Source organism: Mucilaginibacter sp. P4_A11 (genome assembly GCF_056402535.1).
The window spans coordinates 84,947-110,220 of record NZ_JBFUHE010000012.1 but is presented as its reverse complement, the minus strand read 5'-3'; the positions used below and the strand labels follow the sequence as shown (position 1 = coordinate 110,220).

Below are 25,274 nucleotides of genomic sequence, written 5' to 3'. Positions count from 1 at the left end.
TTTTGGTTTAACCGGCTACTTCGGTAATTTGGTTTATCATGTTTTGATGGATCCTCGCCCCAAAGTGCCCGGCGTCGAGTTTCAGAACTTCGGTAAAGGACTTTTGTGCATGCTCAAAATCATGTAAACCGAGATATCCCAGTCCCTGTAAAAAGTAGCAATGCACCCTGTTCCTTACCTGCAGATCATCTTCAAAAATGAGCAAATTTGGCAGCGAGACGGCAAAGTAATCAATTTTTACGTTATCATCCATGTGCCCAATACCATAATTAAGCAGTTTTTTGAAGATACGCTCTGCCGATGTACTGTCACCGAGACATTTTTTAGCTAAACCCTGATAAAAGATCTTATCGGGCTGCTGATCGTTGTAAAAAACTGCCGCTGTGGGATCTTCCAAACCGATGGCTGCTTTCTCAAAATAAGCCTTAGCTTCTTCGGTTTGCTGCAGGTTTTCATAGGCCTTACCTAACCAATAAAAGATATCATTTTCCTGCGTGCCGAACAACTTGCCCTCGCCTAAATTATGCGGATAAGTTTGTGCTTGATTTAGTTGTTCAATGGCCTCGTTATTTTTACCATCACGGATATTTTGCTTGGCCATTTCAACCAATGATGCAACATACTGGCCCGAAGCCTTGCCTTCGCCTCCCTCCCATGGATGGAAAGTCCTTTGCGTCACTTGTTCAAAAGCCGTTTGGTGTTCGCCTAAAAAGTTATACAGGGTTGCGCGCTCCAAATAAACATCGTCGCGGAGTTTGGCAGTTTCCAGGTTAGCTTCTACAAATTTCAGGCGAGCATCGGCAGGGTGGTTCAGCTTTTTGTATAGCTGATCAAGCTCCATCAAGATGCGGGCATCGGTTATATCCAGCGCGAAGGCTTTTTCAAAGCATGTTAAAGCTTTTGCCGGGTCGTTGCGCTTGTTGTAATAAGCTATGCCCAAATTCCTGAATACAGTTGGGAAAGTATCATCCAGTTGTGCCGATGCTTCCCAGGCTGCAATGGCATCGTCATACTGCAGTTTATCATAAAACAGGTTGCCTAAGTAATAAGGCGCTTTGGCATCGGCTGGCACTAAGGCAGCGGCCAGTTTCAACACGCTGATATCTTCGAGCCTGTCGGGGAAACACAGGTATGAATCAGCCGCCGAAGCCAGTTTAAAGTACGCTGATGCCTGTTCATTATTACCCAACTGACAGGCAAAATAACCGAGATAATAATACACCATAGGACTGGTAGCATCACCATTCACAGCATAATTCAGCAGGTCGGTAGCTTCCTCATATAGTCCCGCATTAGCATAATCAAGTGCGTACTCAATATAGTTTTGGTAATACCCCCGTGATAGTTTGGTCAATTCATTAAGGCTGTTCATGGCTTTTTCTTCATTGCCCAAAGCTTTGTAAGCATATACCAGTTCAAACAAAGCGCCTAAGTTAAAGGCATCCCTCTTAATAGCTGCAACACCAACTTCAACAGCCTCTTCAAACCGTTCCAGTTTGCGGAAAGCCGCGGAGCGTAAAACATAAGCTTTACTGTTGTTGGCGTTCCTGTCTAAAGATGACAACGAATGGTCAAGCGCCAGTTCATAATCGCCGTTTTCCAGGTCAATCTGTGCTACCGAAAAGTAGCCGCTGTCTTTCCAGGCATTGCTCCAGGTGGCTTTGTAAAATGTTTTATAAGCTTCATCCTTTTTACCAAGAAACTTCAACGCCAAACCTAAATTATAATAGCACTCGCTATCGTAAGGGTTAGGGTTGCGCTGGGTAATGGTTTCAACCGCCCTGCGGAAGTATGGCTCACTTTTAGCAAACTGCCCGCGGCGCAGGTACCATAAACCCAGGGCATTGTTGTTACGGAGATCTTTTGGATCGCGGCGTAAAGCCTCTTCATAATAAGGTACCGGGCTGTAGGTAGCATGACGGTACTGCTCCAGATGTTGCGCGGTTAAAAACAACTGCTCGTTATTTTCCACATCGGCAGGCAGTAAAGCCGGTTTGGCAGCTTCCGGAATGTTGTTAAGCTTATTGCTTGCCGCATCGTATTTAATAAGCTCCTTGCCAGCCTCTGAATGTACGGTTAGCAATAAAAGGTTTTCATCGATGTTTTTAACGGCTATATCCCTTACAAAAACCTGCTCCGGTACGATAGAAGCATTTTCGCTTAGCAATAACTTACCATCGTGCTGTAGTTTGATGTTAAGGTTATTTTGTTCGCCGGTTACATATACTTTTAACAGCAGTTTGCCATCTTCATAATTCAGCGCCACCAGGATATCTTTAGTAGCATTTTTAATTACACCAAGTTCACGGTATGGCATAAAGTACTGGGTAAAATGCTTTTCTTCATGCGGCATCAACCAGGTAAAATCTGGTTGGTTATCGGTAAACATTCCGGTCATCAGCTCAATGTATGGGCCATCCTCATCCGTCAGGTTCCTGTCCCACGCAACACCGAAATCGCTATGGCCCCAGGTCCACTGTTTTTTACCGGGCGATACATGATGATTGGCTACGTGCAGCAAACCGGCCTGGCTATCATGCTCATATCCGCCTACAAAATCGTAGTTGGAGTTGATAGCCATGTACGATGTTGGCACCGGGATATTTTTATACCTCGAAATATCCGTACCCGGCGAATAGTCAACTTTGTAATAAGTACCAGTAGCAATTGGGAAAGTTGATACATCGCGCTTGCCGTGGTCAAATACCGCGTTCACATCAGGCGGAAAAACCGACTGGTAATCGTCATTCACCTTTACAGCCGGGTTTGCCCACCATAAAAAGGTTTGCGGCAGGGCCGAGCGGTTATACAGTTTCGCTTTTATTTCGATGTAAGCTTTATCAGGGTGCAGGGTAAAACCGGCCATGCCCTTGGTATGGAACATGCGCTCTACCTCGTTAACCCAAACGGTTTTACTGCCGTCAGCATTTTCTTCAATCTTATAATCAACCGGCTCAAATGTACTTGGGCGGTGGTGCTGCGGCCAGTTAAACTCAATACCGCCCGAAATCCAGGGACCAGTTAAGCCTACCAGCGCCGGTTTAATCACCTGGTTGTGGTAAATAAAATGACGGTCTTTGATCTTGTCATAAGCTGTCTGGATCCGGCCGCCAAGCTCAGGCAGGATCAGCACTTTAAGGTATTTATTCTCCAGGTACAGGCCTGTGTATTCCTTATCTTCCTTTTCGTCGTAAATTTTTTCGATAACAGGGTTAGGGTATACCTTACCGCTGCTGCCCTGGTAAACCCGCTTTTCAAAAAACATGGGGTTTTTATCGGGCTTGCCTATACCGTAGGTTGGGATAATTACCTTTTCTTCCCAAACATTTACATCCAAATTATTCATGTAGCTTACAATTATTAATGTCTTATTAAATTTTCTTCTAACTCTTCAAGGGTTTGGCCTTTGGTTTCCTTCACTTTCCTCAGTACAAACAAAAAGCCCAGAAAGCAGATCACCGCGTACATATAGAACGGCCCGTAAGTACCCAATACCTTAGCCAGGATCGGAAAGGTGAACACCAGTATAAAATAGGCTCCCCATAACGATACAATGGCCACTGTTGATGCAGCGCCGCGAATTTTATTAGGGAAGATCTCCGAAATGAGCACCCAGGTGATAGGCGCAAGTGAAAGCGCGTAAGTACTGATGGCCAGTAACACAAAAACCGACACCAGTTTAGCCGACAAGTGATTTTGCAGCAGGTATGCCAATACAATATAAAATATCGACAATCCTAAGGAGCCAATGAGCATCAATGGCTTACGGCCAAGTTTATCAACCTGCCACATAGCAAGCAGCGTAAACACCAGGTTAACTATGCCGATAGAAACAGTTTCAAAAAGCTGCTGGTTAAGGCTTGAACCTACCGAAGCGAAGATGGTTGAGGTATAATTAAACACCACATTGATGCCGCAAAACTGCTGAAACACTGCCAATGTAATCCCTATCAGCACAGCGGGGCGTACGGCTTTTTCAAATACTGCGCGGTATGATTGCTTGCCTGTCCCTCCTTTCAATGACTTTTCAATGGCTTCCTGAGTAGCGGTAACAAACTCTTCAGGGCCTATTTTGTAAAGCACCTTTTCGGCATCTTCATTCCTGCCTACTTTCATGAGCCATCTTGGGCTTTCGGGCAGGAACAATACACCCAGCATAAAAACTACTGCAGGTACAGTACCCAGGCCAAACATCCATCGCCAGGCATTGTGGCCGGTATCTGCCAAAAAGTAATTACACAGATTGGTGATCAGGATGCCCAGCACTACCGTAAGCTGATTGATAGCCACGTTACGTCCGCGTACTTTGGCCGGCGAAATCTCGGCAATGTACATGGGGCAAAGCATGGATGCCATGCCTACGCCAACGCCAGCCGCAAAGCGCATCGTAATAAAATAGGCAAGCCATGTTGATACCGAAATAGCCAATGACGATACCGCGAAGATGAACGCGGCAATCATCAGGCCCGGCTTGCGGCCAAATTTTTCGGCAATACTACCGGCAATGATACAGCCTAAAATACAGCCCAGTGCCAATGAACCGGTCAGGAATCCTTCCCAAATAGGGTCGAGCCCAAATTCTTTACGAAGGAACGGCAGCGCACCAGATATTACAGCAAAATCAAAGCCGAACAGGTAGCCGCCCAGTGCCGATATAAAGGAGATCCCTATAATATAGCTGCTGTTAAACTTAATTTCTTTTTTCAAATCGATGGTCATTTTATATTGGTTAGCTTCTTCTCTTTATAAATTTACTTTAATTAACTCTTTACTAAATATAGAGCATCGCACCTTTTGCTTTCAGCTTTCAGCTTTAAGCCTTCGGCTTTCAGCTCCTGCCTTACCTCCCGTGCAGGTGAACTACTGCGCCGCCACCCGATGCCAGCTTCAGGTTTAACTTGGTTGAGCGGTTAACGGTGATGGTTTTATGCTCGTATTTTTCGGCATTCTTATCTGCATCGGCAGCGTCAGAGTACAGGTCGGCAGTATAATTAACTCCGGCAGGCAAAAAGGAGAAATCAACATTGATGTCCCTTGCATCCCAATTGGTCATAGCGCCCACGTACCAGTCGCTGCCTTTCTTTTTTGCTATCGCGATGTATTCGCCTACTTTGGCGTCCAGCGGTTTAGTTTCATCGAACACAGTCGGCACGGCCGATAGGTATTGTTCGATGTCCGGGTACTTTTCATACTCGGTCGGCGAATCGCAGAATACAGCTAAGGGCTGATCAAACACCACAAACATGGCCAGTTCATGACAACGGGTGCCCTGTGTTGATGGCAAACCCTCAGCTATCGGCTTAAATGTATCTTTTGATTTGTTGCGCATAGATCCCGGCGTATAATCCAGCGGACCACCCAGCATCCTGATAAAAGGAAAAGTAGTATGATGCACCGGGTTGGTGGTAAAATCCCATTTTGAACATTCCTGTCCGCGCACAGCCTCGTAATTCACAATATTTGGATAGGTGCGTTGTAGGCCGGTTGGTTTTGAACAACCGTGAAAATCGACCATTAAATGTCTTTTGGCAGCACCTTCGGCAATTACCTGCAGCCATTTGATAGCCTGCTGATCGTCGCGGTCAAAAAAATCGACCTTGATACCTACTGCGCCGATCTCTTTCAGATAATCCAGATTAGCATCCAGATCTTTCAACAAAGGCGAAGCTACGCACCATACAAAGATGCCTACATGTTTTTCGTTAGCGTGCTGAATTACAGCCCGGATATCTGTTTTTTGAAGAGGTTTTTTAACATCGTAATTATCGCTCCAGCCTGCATCTATCATCATGTACTCCAGTTTGTTTTTGGCAGCGAAATCGGTATAAAAATTATACAGTTGGGTACTCCGGTTTTCCATACCCGATGGAATAGGCGCACCGGGCAGGATAGCATCATGCCACCACTCCCAGGCTGCCTTTCCGGGTTTTATCCAGGCTGTATTTTCCAATACCGACGGCTTTGATAATTTGTAAATGAGCTGGTTATTCAGTAAAGTTTTATCATCATCGGTAGCGATAAGCACACGCCATGGGTACTCTTTTTTGCCGGGTTCTTTGGCGATATAATTTTCACGCGAGGTTACTAACGATACAAAATCGCCCCAGCTGCCCATTTTTGTGGTAGCCGGATAGCCAGCCCATTCGCTTGTGATATTGCCGTTTTTCTTTTTAACGTACATGCCGGGGTAATCAAACAGGTCGGCTTCGGCAATAACCAATTTCACACCATTGTTGTAACTGTACAATGCAGGGGTAATGGCATGTTTATCTTCTTTTACTTCGCTGATGGATTTGTATTGATTATAAGCCAGTTCCCAGGCGGTGTAGTTATCCGTTTCGGCAATGGTAGTGCCGGGCGAGCCTTTCAGGTTAAAACCGGCCTGCTCGCTCATTACTTTAACCGAATCTTTTAAATCGGTAACAAAACGGTAAGCAACACCTTCGTTATAAGCGCGGATAAGCAGCTTATAGTTCCCTGCAAAACTGATAGCTAATTCGTTATAATTATCGGTAAGCACAGCAGCCTTACCATACAACGGGCGGATAGTTTTATTTACCGTTGATGGCTTGGTGCCCAATACTTTGGCATTTGCACCAAGGGTAGTTTTATCCAACTTCAGACCGATGGCCGATGGCGAGATCAGCTGGCTGTTTTTATAAGTCAATGAATAACTAATGCTGTCGTTCACCTTAAGCTCCAGTTTCAGGTTATTATCGGGCGATTTAACCGTGTAACTTTGCGCCGATGCTCCAAGGGTAAAAGCAGACAGGATAAAAAATATCAGGGTAGTTTTTTTCATATAGTGCCGAACTTGTATAAAATGCTTTGATCGTAAACATCGCCTGCCTGTAATATGGCCTGCGGGAAATTGGGATGGTTAATGCTATCCGGATAATGCTGGCATTCCAGGCAAAGGGCATCAAACGGTTTTGCCGGCTTACCGGTATGGGTTGGCGAGGTGCTGCTTAAATAATCGCCAGTGTACAGGAACACGCCGGGATAATCAGTATATACTTTGAGCGTACGGCCCGATTCTTCATCGGTTAAAAGAGCGGCGTAAGCAAATTCGTTCTCTTCAGCTTTGGTATCGATGATATAAAACAGGTTAAGCCCTTCAACCCGGCTTTCATCTATTTTAAATTTATCGCTCAGTTTATTATTGCTAAAAGCCTTTTGCCTGGCAGGTATAATAGCCCCGCTCGGCGTATAATCTTCGTACGAATCGACAATAGATTCCGATGATATGGTAAGCCTATGGTTATATATCTTACTTTTAAATGCCGAGAGATTAAAATAGGCATGATTGGTAAAGTTGGCTATCGTAGTTTTATCAGTAATAGCTTTATAATTGATCAGCAGTTCGTTACCGGCACTCCAGGTGTAGGTAATAGTAAGCTGCAATGTACCTGGATAACCACCATCTCCATCGGGACTGGTAAGGGCCATCACTACACCATTTTCAATAGTTTCGGCAGTAAATACCCTGTAGTTAAAACCACTTTTGCCCGCGTGGTTGGAATTTTTCCCGTCGTTAGCGTCCAGCTGGTAAGTTTCGCCTTCAAACTGAAATTTCACCCTGCTGATGCGGTTGGCATAACGGCCAATAGTTGAGCCAATGTAGCAGGTATCGCTTAAATATCCGTCCAGATCAGGAAAACCAACCACCACGTTTTCGAGCTGCTGATGCCTGTCGGGCACCACAACCGACACAATGGCCGCACCATAATTGGTAAGCTCAACATAGGCCCCTGTTTCGTTTTCTATTTTGAAAAGGTAAACATTGTGCCCCTCGTATTGCCCCCATAAACGGGATGTGGTATTAACTGCGTACGGATATTTAAATTGTTTATTCATGTGTTTCAACTTCATCAAAACAGCCGGATAATCACCGTTACTGGTTTCTGTGCTTAATTGGTTTCGGTAAACCTACTATGAAACAGCGGTTAAAAAAATGGATAATTTTCAGAAAGTGATGGATAATACTATCATATATAAAGACGGCTAAAGAACTTGCTTTCAATAAAAAATAAATATCTTTAAACACCAATTAACCATTAAGCTATGAATGTGATAGCCGAACCTAAAAAAAAGATAAAAGAAGGCTTCATCGGTCAAAAAAAGATCGTATTACCGCCCAACATCAAAAAAACCATTACCAATAACCCTTTGACCAAAGGCTTCTACCTAACGGCGATAGGCTATTATCCAAAGGCCGCCTATCATGATTGGGAGCGCCGGGCCGGCAGCAACGAGTATATTTTACTTTACTGTATTGATGGAGAAGGCTATGTTTATTTGAACGGGCAGCACCATGTTTTGAAACCCAATACTTTTTTCATTATTCCGCGTAATGTGGGCCATCGCTATCAAAGCTCTGAAACCACGCCCTGGAGTATTTATTGGGTGCATTTCAGCGGCTTAAATTCACAGTTCATTTATGAGCGCTCGCTTCAAAACGGGCAGCCTGTGGTACAATCCATTCCTTATGATAACAGCCGGATAAAGCTTTACGAACAAATTTACGCCGTACTTGAACACAGCTACCACGAAAAGGAAATGGAGATCGTAAATATCAACCTGCTCAATTTCATCTCTTCACTGGTTTACTATAAGCAAACCAACCCGGTTGATTACGATAACGATTCTGTGAGCAACTCCATCGCTTACATGAAAAAGCATATCAGTAAAAAATTTGAGGTGATCCATTTGGCTAAACAGCAGGGCATTTCGGCCTCACATTACTTACGCCTGTTTAAGCAAAAAACAGGTTCATCGCCTATCAACTATTTTAACCTGCTCAAGATCCAGGCATCGTGCCAGTATCTTTACTTTACCGACAGGAGTATCAAGGAGATCTGCTCGGACCTGGGCTTTGATGACCCGTATTACTTTTCGAGGTTGTTTACCAAGTTGAGCGGCATGTCGCCATCAAAATATCGAAAAACGCATAAGCGGTAGACCAGGCGAAGATTTTGGCTAAAGCCGGTTGCCGGTTATCTTTTCCCCGTCGGTTAAAAACCGACGGCAATGAAGTTTTTTTGTAGAGACGCATCACATGCATCTCCCGCAGGACAAGCCGACTTGCAAGAGCGGAATCATCCGTTTGGAAAATCGTTTGCCGTGTTGGTGAATCAAACGTAATTTGCATACGGGAGACGCAATTATGCGTCTCTACCAAAAACTTGGCTATGCACCCGCCCAAACCCCGACTTTTCCATATCAGCGAACAGCCCGGTATCAGCATATTTACCCCTCGTCCTTCCCCATCTCATTTTGAAAACATTACAGGCGATGTTGTTTTGCCATCAGCGATCAGTTACTGCATAATTACCTGCTGCCCCGCGATTGCCCGAGGGTAACATTTTATGCAGGGACTAATACTACTGATGCAGATAAGCAAAAGTTCATGGGCAATACAACGGCCAGTCATGTTGTTGCTGTTGAAAGCGGTTGGTATCAGCAAATCAAAGAAACTACGCTGTACTGCTACGAGTTTTTACCGGATGATTTTATGCTGATAGATGATTGTGCGGGATACTACGTATCCTATAAACCTGTTGTGCCGATAGCAGTGACCATTATTGATGATATTATGGCCACGTTGTTAAACCGGGATATTGAGCTGCGGTTTATGCCATCGTTAATTGATATTGCAGATGCTGTGCGCGATTCGAGCCTTCAGTTTTCGTTGATCAGGATGCGGAATGCGAAGAGGGTGAATTGGAGTAAATAAAGTGGGCTGTCACCCTGAGCTTGTCGAAGGGTCGCGCGCAGAGGCCCTACCCACCATGCTTCGACAAGCTCAGCATGACACCCATTTTTTAACTTGCCATGGGTAAAGGGTAAAAACTACAAATCCCGCTGCTTCAATTGAAACAACGGGAATTTGCCATTATTAAACCAAACCAAGGTTTTATTTATCCACTTTATACATAGTCAGTTCTATGAGGTGGAAATAATTTGTTCCGCCCCAGGTTTCCAGTACTTTGAACCTGATGTAACGGTATGCAGGCAAGTCGGCAGGGAAGTTGAACGGTTCGCCAGCTGCTGCAAAGTCGGCATCGGCCTGGGTGTTTTGTCCCACAGGCAATCCCGAAGGCTTAACCGAAGTAAAGCTTGCCAGCTTTGTCCAGCTGTTGTAACTGCCATCCGAGCTCGGGCTGTTGCTGCCGTAGATCTCAAACCTTTTCGGATTACCTACATTATATAACGCCGAAGTACGCTGCCAGATCTTCATTTTAGCCAGCGATGCCTGTTGGCCCATGTCAAATGTAAACCATTGCGGCATACTCGTTCCCGGTGTATGAAAGCCCGGCTCATTGGTACTCTTATCCCACAGGTTATAAGTTTCCCAGCCGTATGCCGATGGAATATCGGTAGGCAGATTATAGGCTTTAAACAATGATTTATCACACTCTACTGTCCCATAGATCTTCGGAAAATCATCGAAAGATGTTGTATTGAACACATCAACCGCATCCGTTGTTGGTTTGTATGATGAGCGGTATTGGATATTTGTTCCCAGTTTAAGATCTGTTAGCGTTATACCGCTGCTATCTACACTAAGCTCTTTTGTTGCCCCGGCCCCTGCTGTATTGATGTACTTAATAGTGGTTGAAACATTACCGGTATCCGCCTTATTAAAAAAAAGCCTTACCGAACCATTATCATTTACCTGAAAAGGGTTAGCGGTATTATACGAACGGTTCAGGAGACTTGCCTGGTAAACCGCGCCATACACCCGCACGTTATTTACATCCTGCCCAACCGATGAATTGCCTGCATTATCGTGCGCTGTGAGCCTGAAGCTGTAAACGTATTCTTTCAAATCAGGGATCGATACGCTGATCGAATCTGCAGGGCTATGTGTTGTGGCATCTACTATCAACGAATCGGTACCATTGTTCCAGGTGATCTTGTAATTTTTAATACTCGGATCAGGACTTGGGTGCCAAACCAGCACAGCCCTTAAATTACCGGGATGAAAGTTCACCCCGCTTGCCAAACCGGGGTAGGTTATTTCATGGTTATCTAAATAATTTTTGTAATCCTTATCGTACTTTTTGCAACCGAGCATTGCAATACCTACCAAAAAGAAAGCAGCTATATTGTGTCTGATGTTCATTTCTTTTAATATTTAACTGTTATTGCAATGGGTTACCGTAAAATGAAATTTCAAGCGCATTCACATAATTGAGCCCGCCCCAGGTTTGAGTGCATTGCAGCCTGATAAATTTGGTTGCCGGCGCGCTGATGTCGATCTTGAAGTTAACGCCCGCGGCAACAAAGGCCTGGTCGGAAGCGTTGGCCTGGTTTGGAGGCAAGCCCGACGGCGGATTAGGATAGGTAAAGTTGCCCAGGTTAACCCAATCGCCGGATACGGTGCCCGGTGCTGAGCTTAGCGGCAGCGTGGAATCCTGCGGTGCATCGCTGCTGCTACCCCAAAGTGTCATCTGCCTGATATTTTGATATCCAAAAATACCGCTCAAACGCTCCCACAATACAAAACGGCTTAGTTTGGCATTCATGCCTAATCCTAATGTACCCTGGTTTGTTGGCGCGGGATCAGTGTGCCAGCCCGGCTCGCCGGTATTACCATCAAACAGGTTTTTAAATACCCAGCCAAAACCTATAGGGCTATCACTTGCAAGGTGATACGTATAAAACTTACTTTTATCAAGCAAGGTTTCAAACAGCGGGGTAAGAGTTTTAAATACCGTGTCTGACACGTTGCCAAACCTATCGGTAGTAAATACACCAAACTTTTTAGGCGTAGCGTCAAAACCACGAACCGAAAGGTTTACTGTATCTGTGCTCAGGTACTGCGGGTCCTGCTCATCATACTTATTCTTTTTGTCGTTAAACGATAATACGTGTATGGCTACCGGCACTTTGTTAGGGTTAAAGCCAAAAAAGTTAGCGCCGCCAAAATCTGGAGTAATATCCAGGTTGTCATTTATCAACAGATAATTAGGTGTTTTAGGACTAACCTTAACTACTATAGGGTCTGATTTGATATTGGCCCTGCTCACAGCGTACAAAGTAACCTCGTACTCTTTGGCGCGGGCAAAACCATCAACCATAATGGTATCGGTATAGTAGCTGGCCTTCGTTTCGCGGGTTATTTTATCATTGATATTATAGCTGGCCAGTACGTATAACAGGTTTTTTGAATTGGGCAGTGTGTATGTTAACCTGGCTGCACCATTTAAATTTTCAACTTTTACGTTGGTTACCACGCCCGGTTTAGTAGTGTCGTTTGATACCACTTCAATGCCCGATTCATTTTTTTTGCATGAAACGATGAGCATCACGAGTAAAACCGGTACCAGTAGTAAACTACCAAGCCATCTGCGGTTATTAATCTTTTTCATAATTTATATTTTAAATATGGATCATCTTAATTGTTCAATAAAATGGCGCTCCTACCAGTAAGGGTTTTGCGTAAGGTTATTATTCACAATGAGGTCATTGGTGCTTATGGGCCATAAATAATCCTTAATACCAAATACAGGCCGTACAACAGTTAGCGGACGGTAGTAATTTTCGGCATTGCCTTCATTTACGTTCCAGCCCTGCAATGGTTTGCTCAGCACATCCTGCAGCTCTTTCCAGCGGCGCAGGTCCCAGCCGCTTTGTGCTTCAAAACAAAGCTCAATACGGCGTTCCTGGTGAATGATTTGGCGCAGGCCTTCTTTTGAGGCTGGTTTCGATGGATTTTTTGAGTAATTGGCCCATGATTCCTGTACACCTTTTAAACCAGCCCTTGCTCTTACCCTGTCAATGTAGCTATAAGCTTCAGCTGTAGGCCCTTCGGCTTCATTCAGTGCTTCGGCATATAACAAGTACAAGCCCGATAAACGCATTACCGGCAGATGGTAATTTTCTGTAGTGAACAGGTTGGTGTAAACAGTTAGGTAGTTAGCCAGCTTTTTAGGCCAGTAACCGGTAATATTGGTAGCCGTTAAGCTTTTAGGACCGGCCAGTGCATATGGACCCCGGGCATTAACATAATAAGCCTCACTTTCGTTGCGCTTGCCGTTACCAAACCAAATACCGCCATCAAAAGCGATATCAGCGTAAAATCGCTGCTCGCGGTTAAAATGGACCCTTGCGGTGGCATAGCCCGATTGAATAAGCGGCTTGCTGGCGTCATCGCCGGTTTGAATGGCGTAACGATTGGCATAATCCCAGCTTTTATCTTCATTAAGGGGCACGCCGTTATCGGTATAAAACAACTCGGCAGTTTGAATAGGCACCGCAAAGGTACCCGGATTACTTGATGCCAAACCAGCCGCCTCCGATGTAAGCCTTGGTATAGTAAAGTTTTGATAAGTAAACCCGTAGTTTAAAGCCCAGATAAGTTCAGGGTTTTGCTCCCATTTTTCGGTGATATCATTCTGTAGGGTTAAAATGCGGCTCAGCTTATCTGATATGGTGCCTACGTTCACAGTTGGCGCGGTGGTATAAAGCTTCAGGCCCTGCGCTTCGCATTCGGTTATAGCGGCTTTGCAGGCATCGGCGGCTTTACGCCATTTGGTGGCATCATAACTGGCCGAAAAAAGCGCTTTGCCATCGTGATCTTTAATGTTGGCATAATCCGGATTGCCATTAAACAATGGGCTTGCCTGGGTTGCCAGTATTTCGGCCTTTACCGACATAGCAATAAACTTCGTGATCCGGCCAAACTCAACAGCTTGATTTTCGATAACCGGCGGCAGGTCAGGAATGGCTTCGTCAAGCAGCGATACCACATAATCAAAACCTTCATCAACCGATGCCCGTTTGCGCTTCACCTCTTCGGCACTGGCAGTTATCGGGAAGTTTTCTTTGATGAGCAGCATCGGCCCGTACATCCTGATCAGATAGTAATGATAGTAAGCTTTCAGGAACTTGGTTTCGGCTATCCAGCGCTTTTTCTCCGAAGCGCTCAGGTCAATGGGCTTATCAATATTCTCCAGCATGATATTACAGCGCCTTAAGGCCTGAAACAATTGCTGACCGCCGTTTGTACCGTCCCAATAATTAAGGGCCGGATCTGAGCTTATTTGCAAACCTCTGATGAGGTTAAAGCCCGATTCGTTAAAAAAGTGATCGTTAAGGTTGTTGGGATATACGATCTCTGACGAATACACAAAACCCGGGTTGTTCACCACATCGTTCAGGTGCTGCATGGTTGAGTAACAGCTAAACAGGTAGTCTTCAGTCTCGTTGCGGTTCCTGAATGTGTAATCAAGCGTGGCTACATTATCCGGGGTAATATCCAGGTATTTTTTGCATGACTGGCCCATGGTAGCCAAAGCAGCCAGCAGCATTATTTTATAGTATGATCTTAAATTTTTCATTTCAAATCCGTTTTAGGGTTATAAACTCACGTTTAAGCCCAGGTTAAACACTTTTTGAATCGGGTATGCAAAGCCGTTACCGCCAAGCTCAGGGTCCCAGCCCTTGAAAGGGCTCCAGGTAACCAGGTTTAAGCCGTTAAAGTAAATGCGGCAGCTTGTTACGTGCAATGACTTTGAAACACCTTTTGGCAGCGTATATCCAAATTCAACCGATTTGAGCCTCAGAAAGCTACCATCGCGCAGCCACCAGCTGCTTGATTGCAGGTTGTTCAACTCGGATGACAGCGTGGTACCTAAACGCGGGTAAAGGGCGTACAGGTCCTGGTGCTCCTCGCTCCAGTGACTGTCGGCAAAATCCTGCAATACCTGGGTGTTACCGTAGATATACTTTTCGTTGCTGGGGATAAAAGGGCTCACCTTGTTCGGGTCGATGAAGAACGATACCCTTGCCTGCCCCTGGAAGAAGGCCGACATATCGAAGCCTTTATATCCTCCCGAGAAACCAAACCCGTAAACAATTTCGGGCGTGGTTGGGTAACCGATAAAGGCCTGATCAAGGTAATCGATCTTACCATCACCATTTAAATCGCGGTATTTGATATCGCCGCCTTGTGGTAAAATACCGTTTACGGCGTTACCGTAGGCATCGGCCCCTTTAAAGATCTGGGTAGGTGAATTACGGGCCTCCTGATCGTCAACAAATAAACGCTCGGCAATGTAACCGTAACCGCGGCTTATAGGCTGACCGATAAAGTGCCTCCATGGCTCTTTATAATCGGGCTCTTCAATGTATTTATACCTGTTGGTTGAGTATGTAAAGTTACCGCGGATCTGCGCCCAGCCGGTATTGCTGAAACTTTGCTTATAATCAAGTGAAAGATCGACACCTTTTGAATCCACCTTGCCTAAGTTAGCGCTGGTGGTTGACTCCAGTCCCTCGCTTGTTGGCGTATTTTTACGCTCCTGTAAAATATCATAACGGTTATTACGGTAAAACTCGGCCACAAAATTGAAATTTTTGAACAGCGTAGCTTCAACCGCAAGGTTGGTTTGTTTAGAGGTTTCCCAGGTTACATCAGGGTTGGCATAGTTGCGGATGGTAACGCCTTTACGCTCATATTGGTTATTGATACCAAACTGGGCATAGTTATAACCCTCGTTCAGCAATACATCCGACTGGTAGAAGAAACGCTGTGAACCGATAGCATCATTACCCACCTTACCATAACTGCCACGGATCTTTAAACGATCAATGATTGACGGATCCCAGAATTTTTCGTTAGATACAACCCATGAGCCGCCGATAGTTGGGAAGAAACCATACCTGTGATTTGCCGAAAAACGCTCGGAGCCATTATAACCGAAGTTGGTTTCAACAAAATATCTGCTTTTGTAGGAGTAGGTTAACCTGCCGGCCAAACCCAAGTTGCGGAAGGGCAGTGAGTAAGGCAATGTGGTAGTATTGGTACGCGGATCGACAGCGCTTGAATAAAGCGTTTGCTGCGCGGTACCAATTAAAGTTGAGCTGATATTATGCCCGTTGCCAATGGCCTTATTATACTCCAATGCCGTTTGCAGGTAGAAAAAAGTATTAGCATTTGGGATGCTTCGGCTAAAGTTTAAGTACTCGGTTGGTACGTTGTTGCCTGTTGGTTTGGGGTTAAGCCATTGCAGCGTGTACTGATTGGTATCCTTATCATAACTGCCGATGTTATAATAAAATGGCGAATACGATAATTGCGAATCAAAGTATGAATACCTGTTGGTGTTGAAAATGGTTTTGAACTTTAAACCATCGGTAAGCCACTTCAGATCCTGGTTTAACTCAAACTGTGCCGACATTCTTGACTCGGACGAGTTTTTATGCCCCCTGAGCAACGAGGCGTAAGGATTATTAAACTGGATATTATTATCGGTACTGCCAGCCAAACCTACGTTGCCAAATAAAATATGCTGCACGTTGGCGTTAGCCGCATCGGGCTGATAGTAAGCCGGAAAATCAACCGGACTGGTGTGGATGGCCACGTTGTACAGATCTGAAGCGAAAGACCCATCCGTAGTGATAGGCCCATTATACTCGCTGAAAGTACCCGAAAGCCTTACAATAATCTCGGTAGTTTTGGTTAGGTTGATGTTTATGTTTGAGCGTAACTGGTAGTTTTTAAAATTAACGTTGTTGTTATTGTTATTACGGATATCAGTACGCAAAACGCCGTTATCAAGATTATACGAACCTGCTATATAATAACGGGCAGTAGGGCCACCGCCACTAATATTCAAATCATTACGCTGGGTAGTAGCACGCTTTTTAAATAACATGCCAAACCAATCAACCGCGGGGTATACATAAGGATTACTGCCGGGCGCGTTGTTGATGGTGTTAATGGTATTGTTGATCTGGCTTTGCGGGTACTTGAGCGGCAAGGTAGGGTTGCGGGTAAGCAATGCTTCGTTAAACAAAGTCATGTACTGAATAGGATCAACCAAGTTGAGTGTTTGCGTTGCCTGCGATGATGAAAACTCCGAACGGAAACTCAGTTTGGCCGGCCCTTGCTTGCCTTCTTTGGTAGCAACCAAAATGACACCGTTTGCACCGCGGGCACCGTAAAGTGCGGTAGCACTTGCATCCTTCAATATCGAAAAACTGGCAATGTCGTCAACATTTAAACGGGCAAGATCATTGGTTGAAAGCTCCACATTATCGATCAAAATCAACGGATCGCGTTTGTAGCCAAAAGTGGTTACACCCCTTATAAAGAACGAGGCATTGTCCTGTCCCGGCTGGCCGCTGCGCTGATAGGCGATAATACCTGCCGCCTGGCCTGCAAGCGCATTGGTTAGGTTACTTGCCGGGATCTTCAATTCGCCGGGTTTGATACTGGTAACTGAACCAACAAGGGCTTCCTTGCGTTCCTTTTTACCAAAGGCTGTTACTACTACTTCTTCGGCAAGGAGCTTTTGCTCTTTAAGTCTGACGGTAACATGTTGATCATCGGCAGTAACAACAATATGCTGGTCAATGAAACCAACAAACGAGATTTTAAGACTTGTACCAGCCGCTACTTCAAGTACAAACCGACCGTTGATATCAGACGTTGTACCTACATTCTTAACATTTTCGGCAATAATGTTGGCGCCGGGAATTTTTACGCCAAGGGTATCGGTCACCTGCCCGATAACAGTGATCTTATTTTGCGCATGTACATTCATGGCAAAACAAAATAATATCAAAAGCATTAATAACCGACCAATGAAAAGATAGCTTTGCTGCCTGCCTCTTTTCACAGGAAATTGATCGTAACTGTAAAATGGTTTCATAAAATTGGGTTCATATAAATTATTTAGGGTTAGCCGGATTTTTCAAAATCAAATTTTCGGTCGCTTAAGTCCATAGCATTTCCATGCCGGGTTACCTTAACCATTGATTAAATAGTTAAGCAACCAACACTAATAGAAAAATTAAATAATAGCTAATAATATCATTTGGCCGAAATGGCATGATGAGTTACCGGACTTATTCGGCTTCGGTAAATTTTAATTGTAGCAACGACAGTTTCGCCGTATTAAGGAAGTAGAGCTTCTTTTCATAATTTTTTGCGTTTGATTTTACTAATTGGTTTTGTAAATGTATACGAGTATCGTAAAATTTAAAATGGATAAAACATATAAAAAGATGGATAATATTATCAGCACAAACACTCCTATTCGAAGTGAATTACAGACATTTATACCATCTTTTTAAACAGACCTATCAAACTGAACCAATAGGATTTGACAGCATTACAGCTTCCGGTATCAACAGAAGAAGGCCGCTATGCGGCCTTAACAAAATGAACACTACTGCTTTTTACTATTGCAAAAACCTTTTAGTTACCCCGAAGCCGCTCACGCTCCTCTTTTGAGCCACTTTCTTGTTTACTGCGGTTTGAAGATCCGGTACCGCCAAACGACTTTGTATAAGTAAGCTTGATTATTGGGAAACGCCGTGTTTCTGTATTGACAAGCACGTTGCTTTTTATATTAAAAGCCTCGCGTGTAAGCGTACCATACCGCACATGAATTTGCGAAGCGCTAAATATATCGGCCACTGCTAATTGCAGGCTGCCTCCGTTATTTTTTAACTCTTTTTTGATGCCGGCATTGATCACCCCAAAACCATCAACCCTTACGGTGCTGTTGTACGACAACGAGTTGTATTGCCCCGATACCTCTGCCGAAAAGCTGTTGGGCAACTTAAACAGCTGGTTAAAATTGAAGGAATAACCGAAATATGATTTAGTTAAGGGATTCAAAGTATAATCTTCCTTAAACTGACGCAGTCCGCCAACGAAGCTGTAGGTCATCTCCCACCAGTTGCCTACTTTAAACGGCGCATTAGCCTGAAAGGTAAGATAGTTTTGGTATGGTAAATTTTGAGGGGAGATAAACAGGATATCATGCGCAGGGCTTTCGCTGAGCTGATAACGGGCAATGGCGTTATCGTCCCGGCTGTAAAGCAGGGAAAAGCTATAATCCCCATAATTATAGCCCAGCTTTATATTATTGGTGATGGTTGGTTTAAGAAACGGATTACCGGTGTAAACAGCAGTAGGATCGCTGTAAGCAAAGTACGACGCCAGATCATCATATGACGGCCGGGCTATCCTTTTGGTATAAGATAACTGCAGTTCTGAGCGGTCATTTAGCTTTTGGGTAAAAAGTACTGTCGGGAACAGTTTGCCCAGTTTTCTGTTCACGATATTGCTGCCGGTTTGCGGGTTATCCATATTGGTATATGAATATTCATAGCGCGCGCCGGTATTCAGGCTTGTACCTTTGCTCAGTTGCCAGTTAAGCGAAAGATACGCAGCGCCAATATCTTCTTTCATGTAAATATTTGCCGCGGTTTGCATGTTGCGCTCCCAAACCCCATTGTCAAAACTTTCGATACCCGATGAACTGGAACTGCCGGTATGTGTCCCCTTAATGCCGGTTTCCAGCTTTAGCAAAGGCGATAGCTGGTTAGTATAATCGGCTTTAAACACACCTACGTTGATAGTGGTATTGGCAAATCCACGCTGCTGCTGGGCGCTTACACTGTTATTGGCGTAAACCTGTTCGCCATGTTTGTTTACAAAGGAAGTATTAACTACGGTTGGGCCATCGCTGCTGTAATGGATATAATCGCCCTCCATGCTGATCTTCTCTCCTTCCTTCAGTACGCGCTCAATATTGATTGAGCTTGTGAGATTACTAAGGCGGTCGTTACCGTTGATATGCCCGATATACCTGAGCAATGAATCGGGCAGGATATTGTACCCGGCGTCACTGTAAGTATAATTTGGCGAGTGGATGTTGTTGTAACTCACGTTACCGCTCAGCGTGGTTTTGGCGTCCAATTTAATATCCGCTCCCAAATTAGCATTATGATTATTGCTGATCCGTTTGGTTTTAGTATAAAACTCAACCTCGGCATTACCACCGATGAAGGGCATATACTGGCTGCCGGTGATAAAAAGATCGGTATAGGTCCGGTCGTGCTGGAAAGTATAGGAACCGTACAGGTTAATATTTTTGGTGTTATGATTGAGGTTGAAGCTTGCCGTACCTTTTTCGCCCATGCCGTAGCCTCCGGTTAAGGAGTATGAGCCATTGGTGCCCTGCTTTTTACTTTTCTTCATTACTATGTTGATGATCCCGGCGCTGCCTTCGGCATCGTATCCGGCAGGCGGGGTGCTCAGCAGTTCTATCTTTTCAATATTATCGGCACTGGTACCGTTAAGCAGGTTCGTGATCTGTGCCAGCGGCATGCGCACCAGTTTACCGTTTATCATAATCGTAGCGCCGCTTTTTCCATTTAATGAGATACCATTGTCCCGGTGGTCAATGGCTACGCCCGGCGACCGTTCCAATACCTGCAAAGCCGTACTGCCTTTGGTAAGCACACTGCTCTCCACATTTACCACCAACCCATCACTTCGCTGCTGATATAAGGGCTTGCTGGCCCTTACCACCACCTCTCCCAGTTGCCGGGTATCTTCTTTCATCACAATAACGGCAAGGTATTTTGCCTCTTTGTTTCCGCTGGTTTCAAAAGGGGATGAAAACCAGGTTTGATAACCGATGCTGCTTAATTTAAGGCGATAATTGCCGGCGGGTACGTCAGCGATATTGTAAGCCCCCTGCTCATTGGTAAGCATACTTTTAACTGATAGTGAATCTGCCGCTTTCATAAGCGATACGGTTACATATGCTAAAGGCTGGCCATTGGAGGTAGTTACCCGGCCTGACACCTGCGCTTTTACACTCTGTAAAAGGCAAATAAACAACAAACTGAGGCTTAAAGTTTTCATATGCTTTATAACCTTTTTAGCGGTTATGCCAACAAATAAAAACCGGTTCCTGAACTTTAAAAAACTTCAGTGATGAGTAGCTGCGGATAATTGACCACCTACACAAATACAGGCTAATCCACTTAAAATCAAAACCATATTAGCTTTTTTACCATTTATAAGTTAAGCGTTGCATTTGGTCAATTATTTATGCCGCTTGATATAATGACGGTGCATAAATCATTGCAATTGCTGTATCTTTAGGTGTGATGTTGAAAATGCGATGAACCTCAGGGTCCTCTGCGAGAGACCCCGAGGGAACGGAACATAAGGTGTAGAGGGCCTGTCATCCTGAGCTTGTCGAAGGACGCGCGCAGAGGCCCCTCCCGCTATGCTTCGACAGGCTCAGCATGACCCGTTTTTGAGGTGTAGCGATCGCCGCGGGGGTATCATGGCGTACAGTCAACTCACCCGGTCTACGCTTCGCATAAAGAGGGTAAAAACCAATCCCCTCTCTACGCAAGCGTAGAGAGGGTGACAAGCGCAGGATGTCGGAGTGAGTCAATACGGTGGCAGAGATATTAACGTCCCATCAGGGTCTCTCGCAGAGGACCCTGATGTCTGCGCCAGGCAACGCAGCAAACCGCAGGGGCTCTTCGAGGACAAGAGGGGAACAATAACCTGTATTTTGAACCATTATCATATTTAATATGAACAGGCTATCAGTAGATACATTAAACCAAAACTGGCTGTTTAAATACAAGCTGTACCACATCCCGTTTTGGTGTGTGTACCATTATTTTTGGTTTACTATTGCAGTGGCTAACCCTGTAGCTGCGGCTAAATCCATGTTCTTTTCGGCTTATAGTGTCAAAATTCTGGCTTATGTGGCATTCCAGGCACTGGCGGTATATTTTAACTTGTACTACCTGATGCCGAGGTACATGAAAAAGGGCAGTCTCACGCAATATGTAATTTACCTTTCACTAACCGTTATCTGCGCATCATCCCTTATCAACGGCGGTTATTACTTAAGCGCTTTTTTTGCAGGCTGTTCGGTTAAAAAAATGTTCGGGGTTGATCCTTCCGACTTCGCATCATTTTATAATACATCGTTCCCGTCTACCGTGGCCAGCATGACTTTGGGCATGAGTATCAAGCTTACCAAAAACTGGCTGCAAACCCAGCACCGCCAGCAACTGCTCGAAAAAGAGAAACTGGAAACGGAGCTTAAATTCCTGAAATACCAGTTTAACCCGCATTTCCTGTTCAATAGTATCAACTCGATATTTTTCCTGATCCACAAAAACCCGGGCATGGCCTCGGCCTCGCTGGCTAAATTTTCAGAATTACTGCGATATCAGCTATATGAATGTAATGACCATCAGATCCCGTTAGGAAAAGAGCTCACCTATCTCGAAAATTTTATCGAGCTGGAAAAGCTCAGGCAAAACAATAATGTGCATGTTACTTTTGAGGCAGATGAACCCCTGTCAGAGCATTTAGGCATAGCCCCTTTTATCCTCATGACCTTTGTAGAAAATGCTTTTAAGCATGTATCCAAGGATGCAGAATCTCCTAACTGGATAGGTATTAAATTGGGACTGGCAGGGCACCAGCTTGATTTTTACGTAGCCAACAGCACATCGCACCAAACGGAAACCGAAGTAGTAAACTACAGCGGCATCGGCCTGAAAAATGTAAAACGACGGCTCGACCTGATCTACCCCGAACTCCACAAACTGGAAATCCAAAATACGGCAAACCGTTTTGAAGCACACCTGCAACTAACATTGGCCGAACTGGAACAATCGGCCGCCACCCTACAAATGGCTTCTCTATGATGAACTGCGTAATAATTGACGATGAACCATTAGCCCGCGAAGGGTTAGCCAACTACGTACGCGAGGTTGATTTCCTGAGTTTAACTGGCACCTGCGAGAACCCGCTTGAGCTGATCATGTTACTTGACCGGCAGGCTATCGACCTGATATTTCTGGATATCCAGATGCCGAAAATGAACGGGATCGATTTTTTAAAGATCATACAAAAACCTCCCATGGTGATCATCACTACGGCTTACCCCAGCTACGCACTGGAAGGTTTCCAGCTCAATGTACTTGATTACCTGCTGAAACCTATCACGTTCGACCGCTTTTTTAAATCGGCCAATAAGGCTAAAGACTACCATCGCCTGCTTAACAATTCGGCCCAGCCGGGCGCACCGAAAACGGAAGCCGATGAGGATTATTTCTTCATCAAATGTGGCAATAAGTACGAAAAGATCTATTTTGACGAGATCCTGTATGTAGAAGGCATGCAAAACTATGTCACCATTTTTACCACCAAAGGCAAATACATAACATTGTTAAACCTCAAAAGCCTGGAACAAAATTTAGATAGCAAACTGTTTATCCGGGTGCATAAATCATACATTGTATCAACCGGTAAAATTGATGGCATTGAAGGGAACGATATTTTCATCGGGCTACACCGTATCCCCATCAGCCGTAATTACCGCGAGCAGGTGATCCAGCAGGTTGTTGCCAACAAACTATGGGATAAAATAAAATTTTCCTGATATATTTATATCAGTTTTAAACCTTTATCAGCCTAAAGCCATGGCCAAAAACACCAACAAAACCATCGAAACTAAAGCAAGTGTAAGCGATTTTATCAACACTGTTGAAGATGAAACCAAACGCAGTGATGGTTTCAAGATCATTGAACTGATGCAGGAGGTAACCGGTCTTGAAGCAAAAATGTGGGGACCGGCAATAGTTGGTTTTGGCAGCTATCACTACAAATCTGAAGCCGGCCGTGAAGGTGATGCCCCGCTGGTAGCTTTTTCGCCCCGTAAAAGCTCCTTTAGCTTATACCTTTCGGGCTATGACGGAAAAGTTCAGTTGCTGGAAAAGTTAGGAAAGCATAAACAAAGCGGGGGCTGTACACATATTGTTAAACTGGCCGATGTGGATACTGAAGTGCTAAAACAACTGATCAAAGGTGCATTTGAAAAGGCGAAGACACTGCATAAGGGTTAATTTGCCAAAGGCACAAGTCATCCACCCCTATGCCAACCACATAGTACCTTGCGCCGGATGAGGGGCATTTTTTTTCAAAAATCGTCAAATTTAAACAGCTTCTAACAAAGCCCCTTTATCAATTTCCCTAATACCCTAAAACTCTCCTCCACTACATCATCAAAAGTTAAACCGAAACTAATGCGAATAAAATTGTTAAAACGCCCATCCACACTAAAGATCTGACCGGGGGCTATACTGATGTTGTGTTCCATAGCCAATTGATAAAGCTCAAAAGCATTTACCTTTTTATCCAGTTCAACCCAAAGGGCGTAGCCTCCCTGTGGCCGGCTTATTTTGGTGCCCGGTGGGAAATGTGTTGCTATCGCCTGCGTGTACCGAAGGCACTGAGTATATAATGCTTTACGCAGGTGCCTCATATGCAAATCATATCGCCCGGTTTCAAAAAAGTGACCTATTGCCGCTTGTGTAGGTGTTGCCGATGCAATAGAATGCATCATTTTAATATTCAATACCTGTTCTTTAAACTGACCGGGAATGCACCAGCCTACCCTGTACCCCGGCGCTATTGATTTGGAAACCGACGAACACAGGATCACCAGTCCCTCTTTATCGTAGCTTTTGCAGGTTCGCGGGCGGCTTTTGTCAAAATAGATCTCACCGTAAATATCATCTTCAATTAAAGGGATTTGCTTTTTGGCGAGCATGTGTACCAGTTGTTGCTTGCGCTCATCGGCCATGCAAATGCCTGTGGGGTTGCTGAAATTAGTAACAAACAGGCATACTTTAACCGGCACCTCCTCCAGCGCCCGCTCCAGATATTCCAGGTCGAGGCCTGTATCAGGGTTAACCGGGATCTCCAATACTTTCAAATCAAGGCTCAGCATCACATTGAAAATTCCAAAATAGGTAGGACTTTCAATGGCGATGGTATCGCCGGGTTTGGTGAGTGCCCGCAGGCAAAATATCAGCGCTTCCAGGCAGCCTTGTGTGGTTACCACATCGTCTTCGGTAATGTTTCCACCCCAGTTAAAAGCATTTTTAGCAACCTGTTTACGGAGTGCCATATTACCCTGTGGGTTTTCGTAAGTGATATTTCCGGTGGGACTGTTACGGATAGACTCCATCATGGATTTGCTGAGTTTAGCCAGCGGGATCAAACTCAATGGCGGCGATGAGCGTGACAATTGCAGCACACTATCTTCAGACATATTGCGGTAAACCATGGCAATCATTTCCGCAACACTGGCTTCCCCTGCTTTTTTAACCGGTGGTTTTGCTTCAGGCACACTCGTAAAACGGGCCGGCAGGTATTTTACGTAATATCCCGATTTGGTGCGGGCTTCAATCAAACTCATGTTCTCCAACTCAACATAAGCCTTATAAGCTGTGCTTAGGCTGATGCCTTGTTCCTGGCTTAGCATCCTTACGGATGGCAGCTTGTCGCCGGGTTTAAGCAGGTTTTGTTTGATCTGCTTTTCAATGCGGGAGGCTATCTGAGCATATAAGAAATCATGATCTGTGCTAACTGCCGGGCTTTCCATACAAAAATCTGTTATGCTCAAAAATAA

At 44.8% G+C, this 25,274-nt stretch carries 14 protein-coding genes and 1 pseudogene; 5 read left to right on the top strand and 10 right to left on the bottom strand.

The genetic code is table 11. The annotated features are described in order from the left end of the window. Window positions 1-7: 7 nt before the first annotated feature. From AC1DUD_RS21715 to AC1DUD_RS21700, 4 genes are all read right to left on the bottom strand, one after another. Window positions 8-3,346, bottom strand: a complete 3,339-nt coding sequence (locus AC1DUD_RS21715) for a DUF5107 domain-containing protein (RefSeq protein WP_477378258.1) — start codon at window positions 3,344-3,346, stop codon at window positions 8-10. Window positions 3,347-3,360: 14 nt separating this feature from the next. After that, window positions 3,361-4,719, bottom strand: a complete 1,359-nt coding sequence (locus AC1DUD_RS21710) for a sugar porter family MFS transporter (RefSeq protein ID WP_477378256.1) — start codon at window positions 4,717-4,719, stop codon at window positions 3,361-3,363. Window positions 4,720-4,840: 121 nt separating this feature from the next. After that, a complete protein-coding gene (locus tag AC1DUD_RS21705; protein ID WP_477378254.1) occupies window positions 4,841-6,802 on the bottom strand; it encodes a glycoside hydrolase family 97 protein in 1,962 nt (653 codons plus the stop codon). Further along, window positions 6,799-7,857 (bottom strand): aldose epimerase family protein, encoded by a 1,059-nt coding sequence (locus AC1DUD_RS21700; RefSeq protein ID WP_477378252.1) that lies wholly within the window; start codon window positions 7,855-7,857, stop codon window positions 6,799-6,801. The genes AC1DUD_RS21705 and AC1DUD_RS21700 overlap by 4 nt, the downstream gene beginning before the upstream one ends. A 207-nt stretch (window positions 7,858-8,064) precedes the next feature. Here AC1DUD_RS21700 and AC1DUD_RS21695 point away from each other — a divergent pair, with 207 nt between their 5' ends. Then, window positions 8,065-8,961, top strand: coding sequence for an AraC family transcriptional regulator (locus tag AC1DUD_RS21695; RefSeq protein WP_330859683.1), 897 nt, complete (start codon window positions 8,065-8,067; stop codon window positions 8,959-8,961). A 343-nt stretch (window positions 8,962-9,304) separates the two neighbouring features. Next, window positions 9,305-9,736 (top strand): annotated as a pseudogene (locus tag AC1DUD_RS21690) (DUF6886 family protein); the annotation flags it as partial. Between the two features lie 180 nt (window positions 9,737-9,916). Here the strand turns inward: AC1DUD_RS21690 and AC1DUD_RS21685 are convergent. The 5 genes from AC1DUD_RS21685 to AC1DUD_RS21665 all read right to left on the bottom strand — a co-directional run bounded on the left by AC1DUD_RS21685 (window position 9,917) and on the right by AC1DUD_RS21665 (window position 20,680). Beyond that, entirely contained in the window at window positions 9,917-11,128 is a 1,212-nt protein-coding gene (locus AC1DUD_RS21685) for a DUF5000 domain-containing lipoprotein (RefSeq protein WP_477378249.1), read from the bottom strand. A gap of 19 nt (window positions 11,129-11,147) precedes the next feature. Then, on the bottom strand, window positions 11,148-12,377 hold the full coding sequence (locus AC1DUD_RS21680; protein WP_477378247.1) for a DUF4959 domain-containing protein: 1,230 nt from the start codon (window positions 12,375-12,377) through the stop codon (window positions 11,148-11,150). 51 nt (window positions 12,378-12,428) lie between these two features. Further along, a complete protein-coding gene (locus tag AC1DUD_RS21675; RefSeq protein WP_477378245.1) occupies window positions 12,429-14,348 on the bottom strand; it encodes a RagB/SusD family nutrient uptake outer membrane protein in 1,920 nt (639 codons plus the stop codon). A gap of 18 nt (window positions 14,349-14,366) precedes the next feature. Then, on the bottom strand, window positions 14,367-17,666 hold the full coding sequence (locus AC1DUD_RS21670) for a SusC/RagA family TonB-linked outer membrane protein (RefSeq protein ID WP_477378243.1): 3,300 nt from the start codon (window positions 17,664-17,666) through the stop codon (window positions 14,367-14,369). A 548-nt stretch (window positions 17,667-18,214) separates the two neighbouring features. Then, window positions 18,215-20,680 (bottom strand): TonB-dependent receptor, encoded by a 2,466-nt coding sequence (locus AC1DUD_RS21665; RefSeq protein WP_477378241.1) that lies wholly within the window; start codon window positions 20,678-20,680, stop codon window positions 18,215-18,217. A gap of 689 nt (window positions 20,681-21,369) precedes the next feature. Here AC1DUD_RS21665 and AC1DUD_RS21660 point away from each other — a divergent pair. The 3 genes from AC1DUD_RS21660 to AC1DUD_RS21650 are packed head-to-tail and all read left to right on the top strand — an operon-like array spanning window position 21,370 to window position 23,703. Then, window positions 21,370-22,503, top strand: coding sequence for a sensor histidine kinase (locus AC1DUD_RS21660; RefSeq protein WP_477378239.1), 1,134 nt, complete (start codon window positions 21,370-21,372; stop codon window positions 22,501-22,503). Further along, the gene (locus AC1DUD_RS21655) at window positions 22,500-23,240 is read left to right on the top strand and encodes a LytR/AlgR family response regulator transcription factor (RefSeq protein ID WP_477378236.1); all 741 of its coding nucleotides are present in this window, start codon (window positions 22,500-22,502) and stop codon (window positions 23,238-23,240) included. The genes AC1DUD_RS21660 and AC1DUD_RS21655 overlap by 4 nt, the downstream gene beginning before the upstream one ends. A 40-nt stretch (window positions 23,241-23,280) precedes the next feature. Beyond that, entirely contained in the window at window positions 23,281-23,703 is a 423-nt protein-coding gene (locus AC1DUD_RS21650; RefSeq protein ID WP_477378234.1) for a DUF1801 domain-containing protein, read from the top strand. 101 nt (window positions 23,704-23,804) lie between these two features. Here AC1DUD_RS21650 and AC1DUD_RS21645 read toward each other — a convergent pair whose 3' ends face one another. Beyond that, complete coding sequence (locus AC1DUD_RS21645) at window positions 23,805-25,247, bottom strand: aminotransferase-like domain-containing protein (protein WP_477378232.1); 1,443 nt, start codon at window positions 25,245-25,247, stop codon at window positions 23,805-23,807. Between the last annotated feature and the right edge of the window lie 27 nt (window positions 25,248-25,274).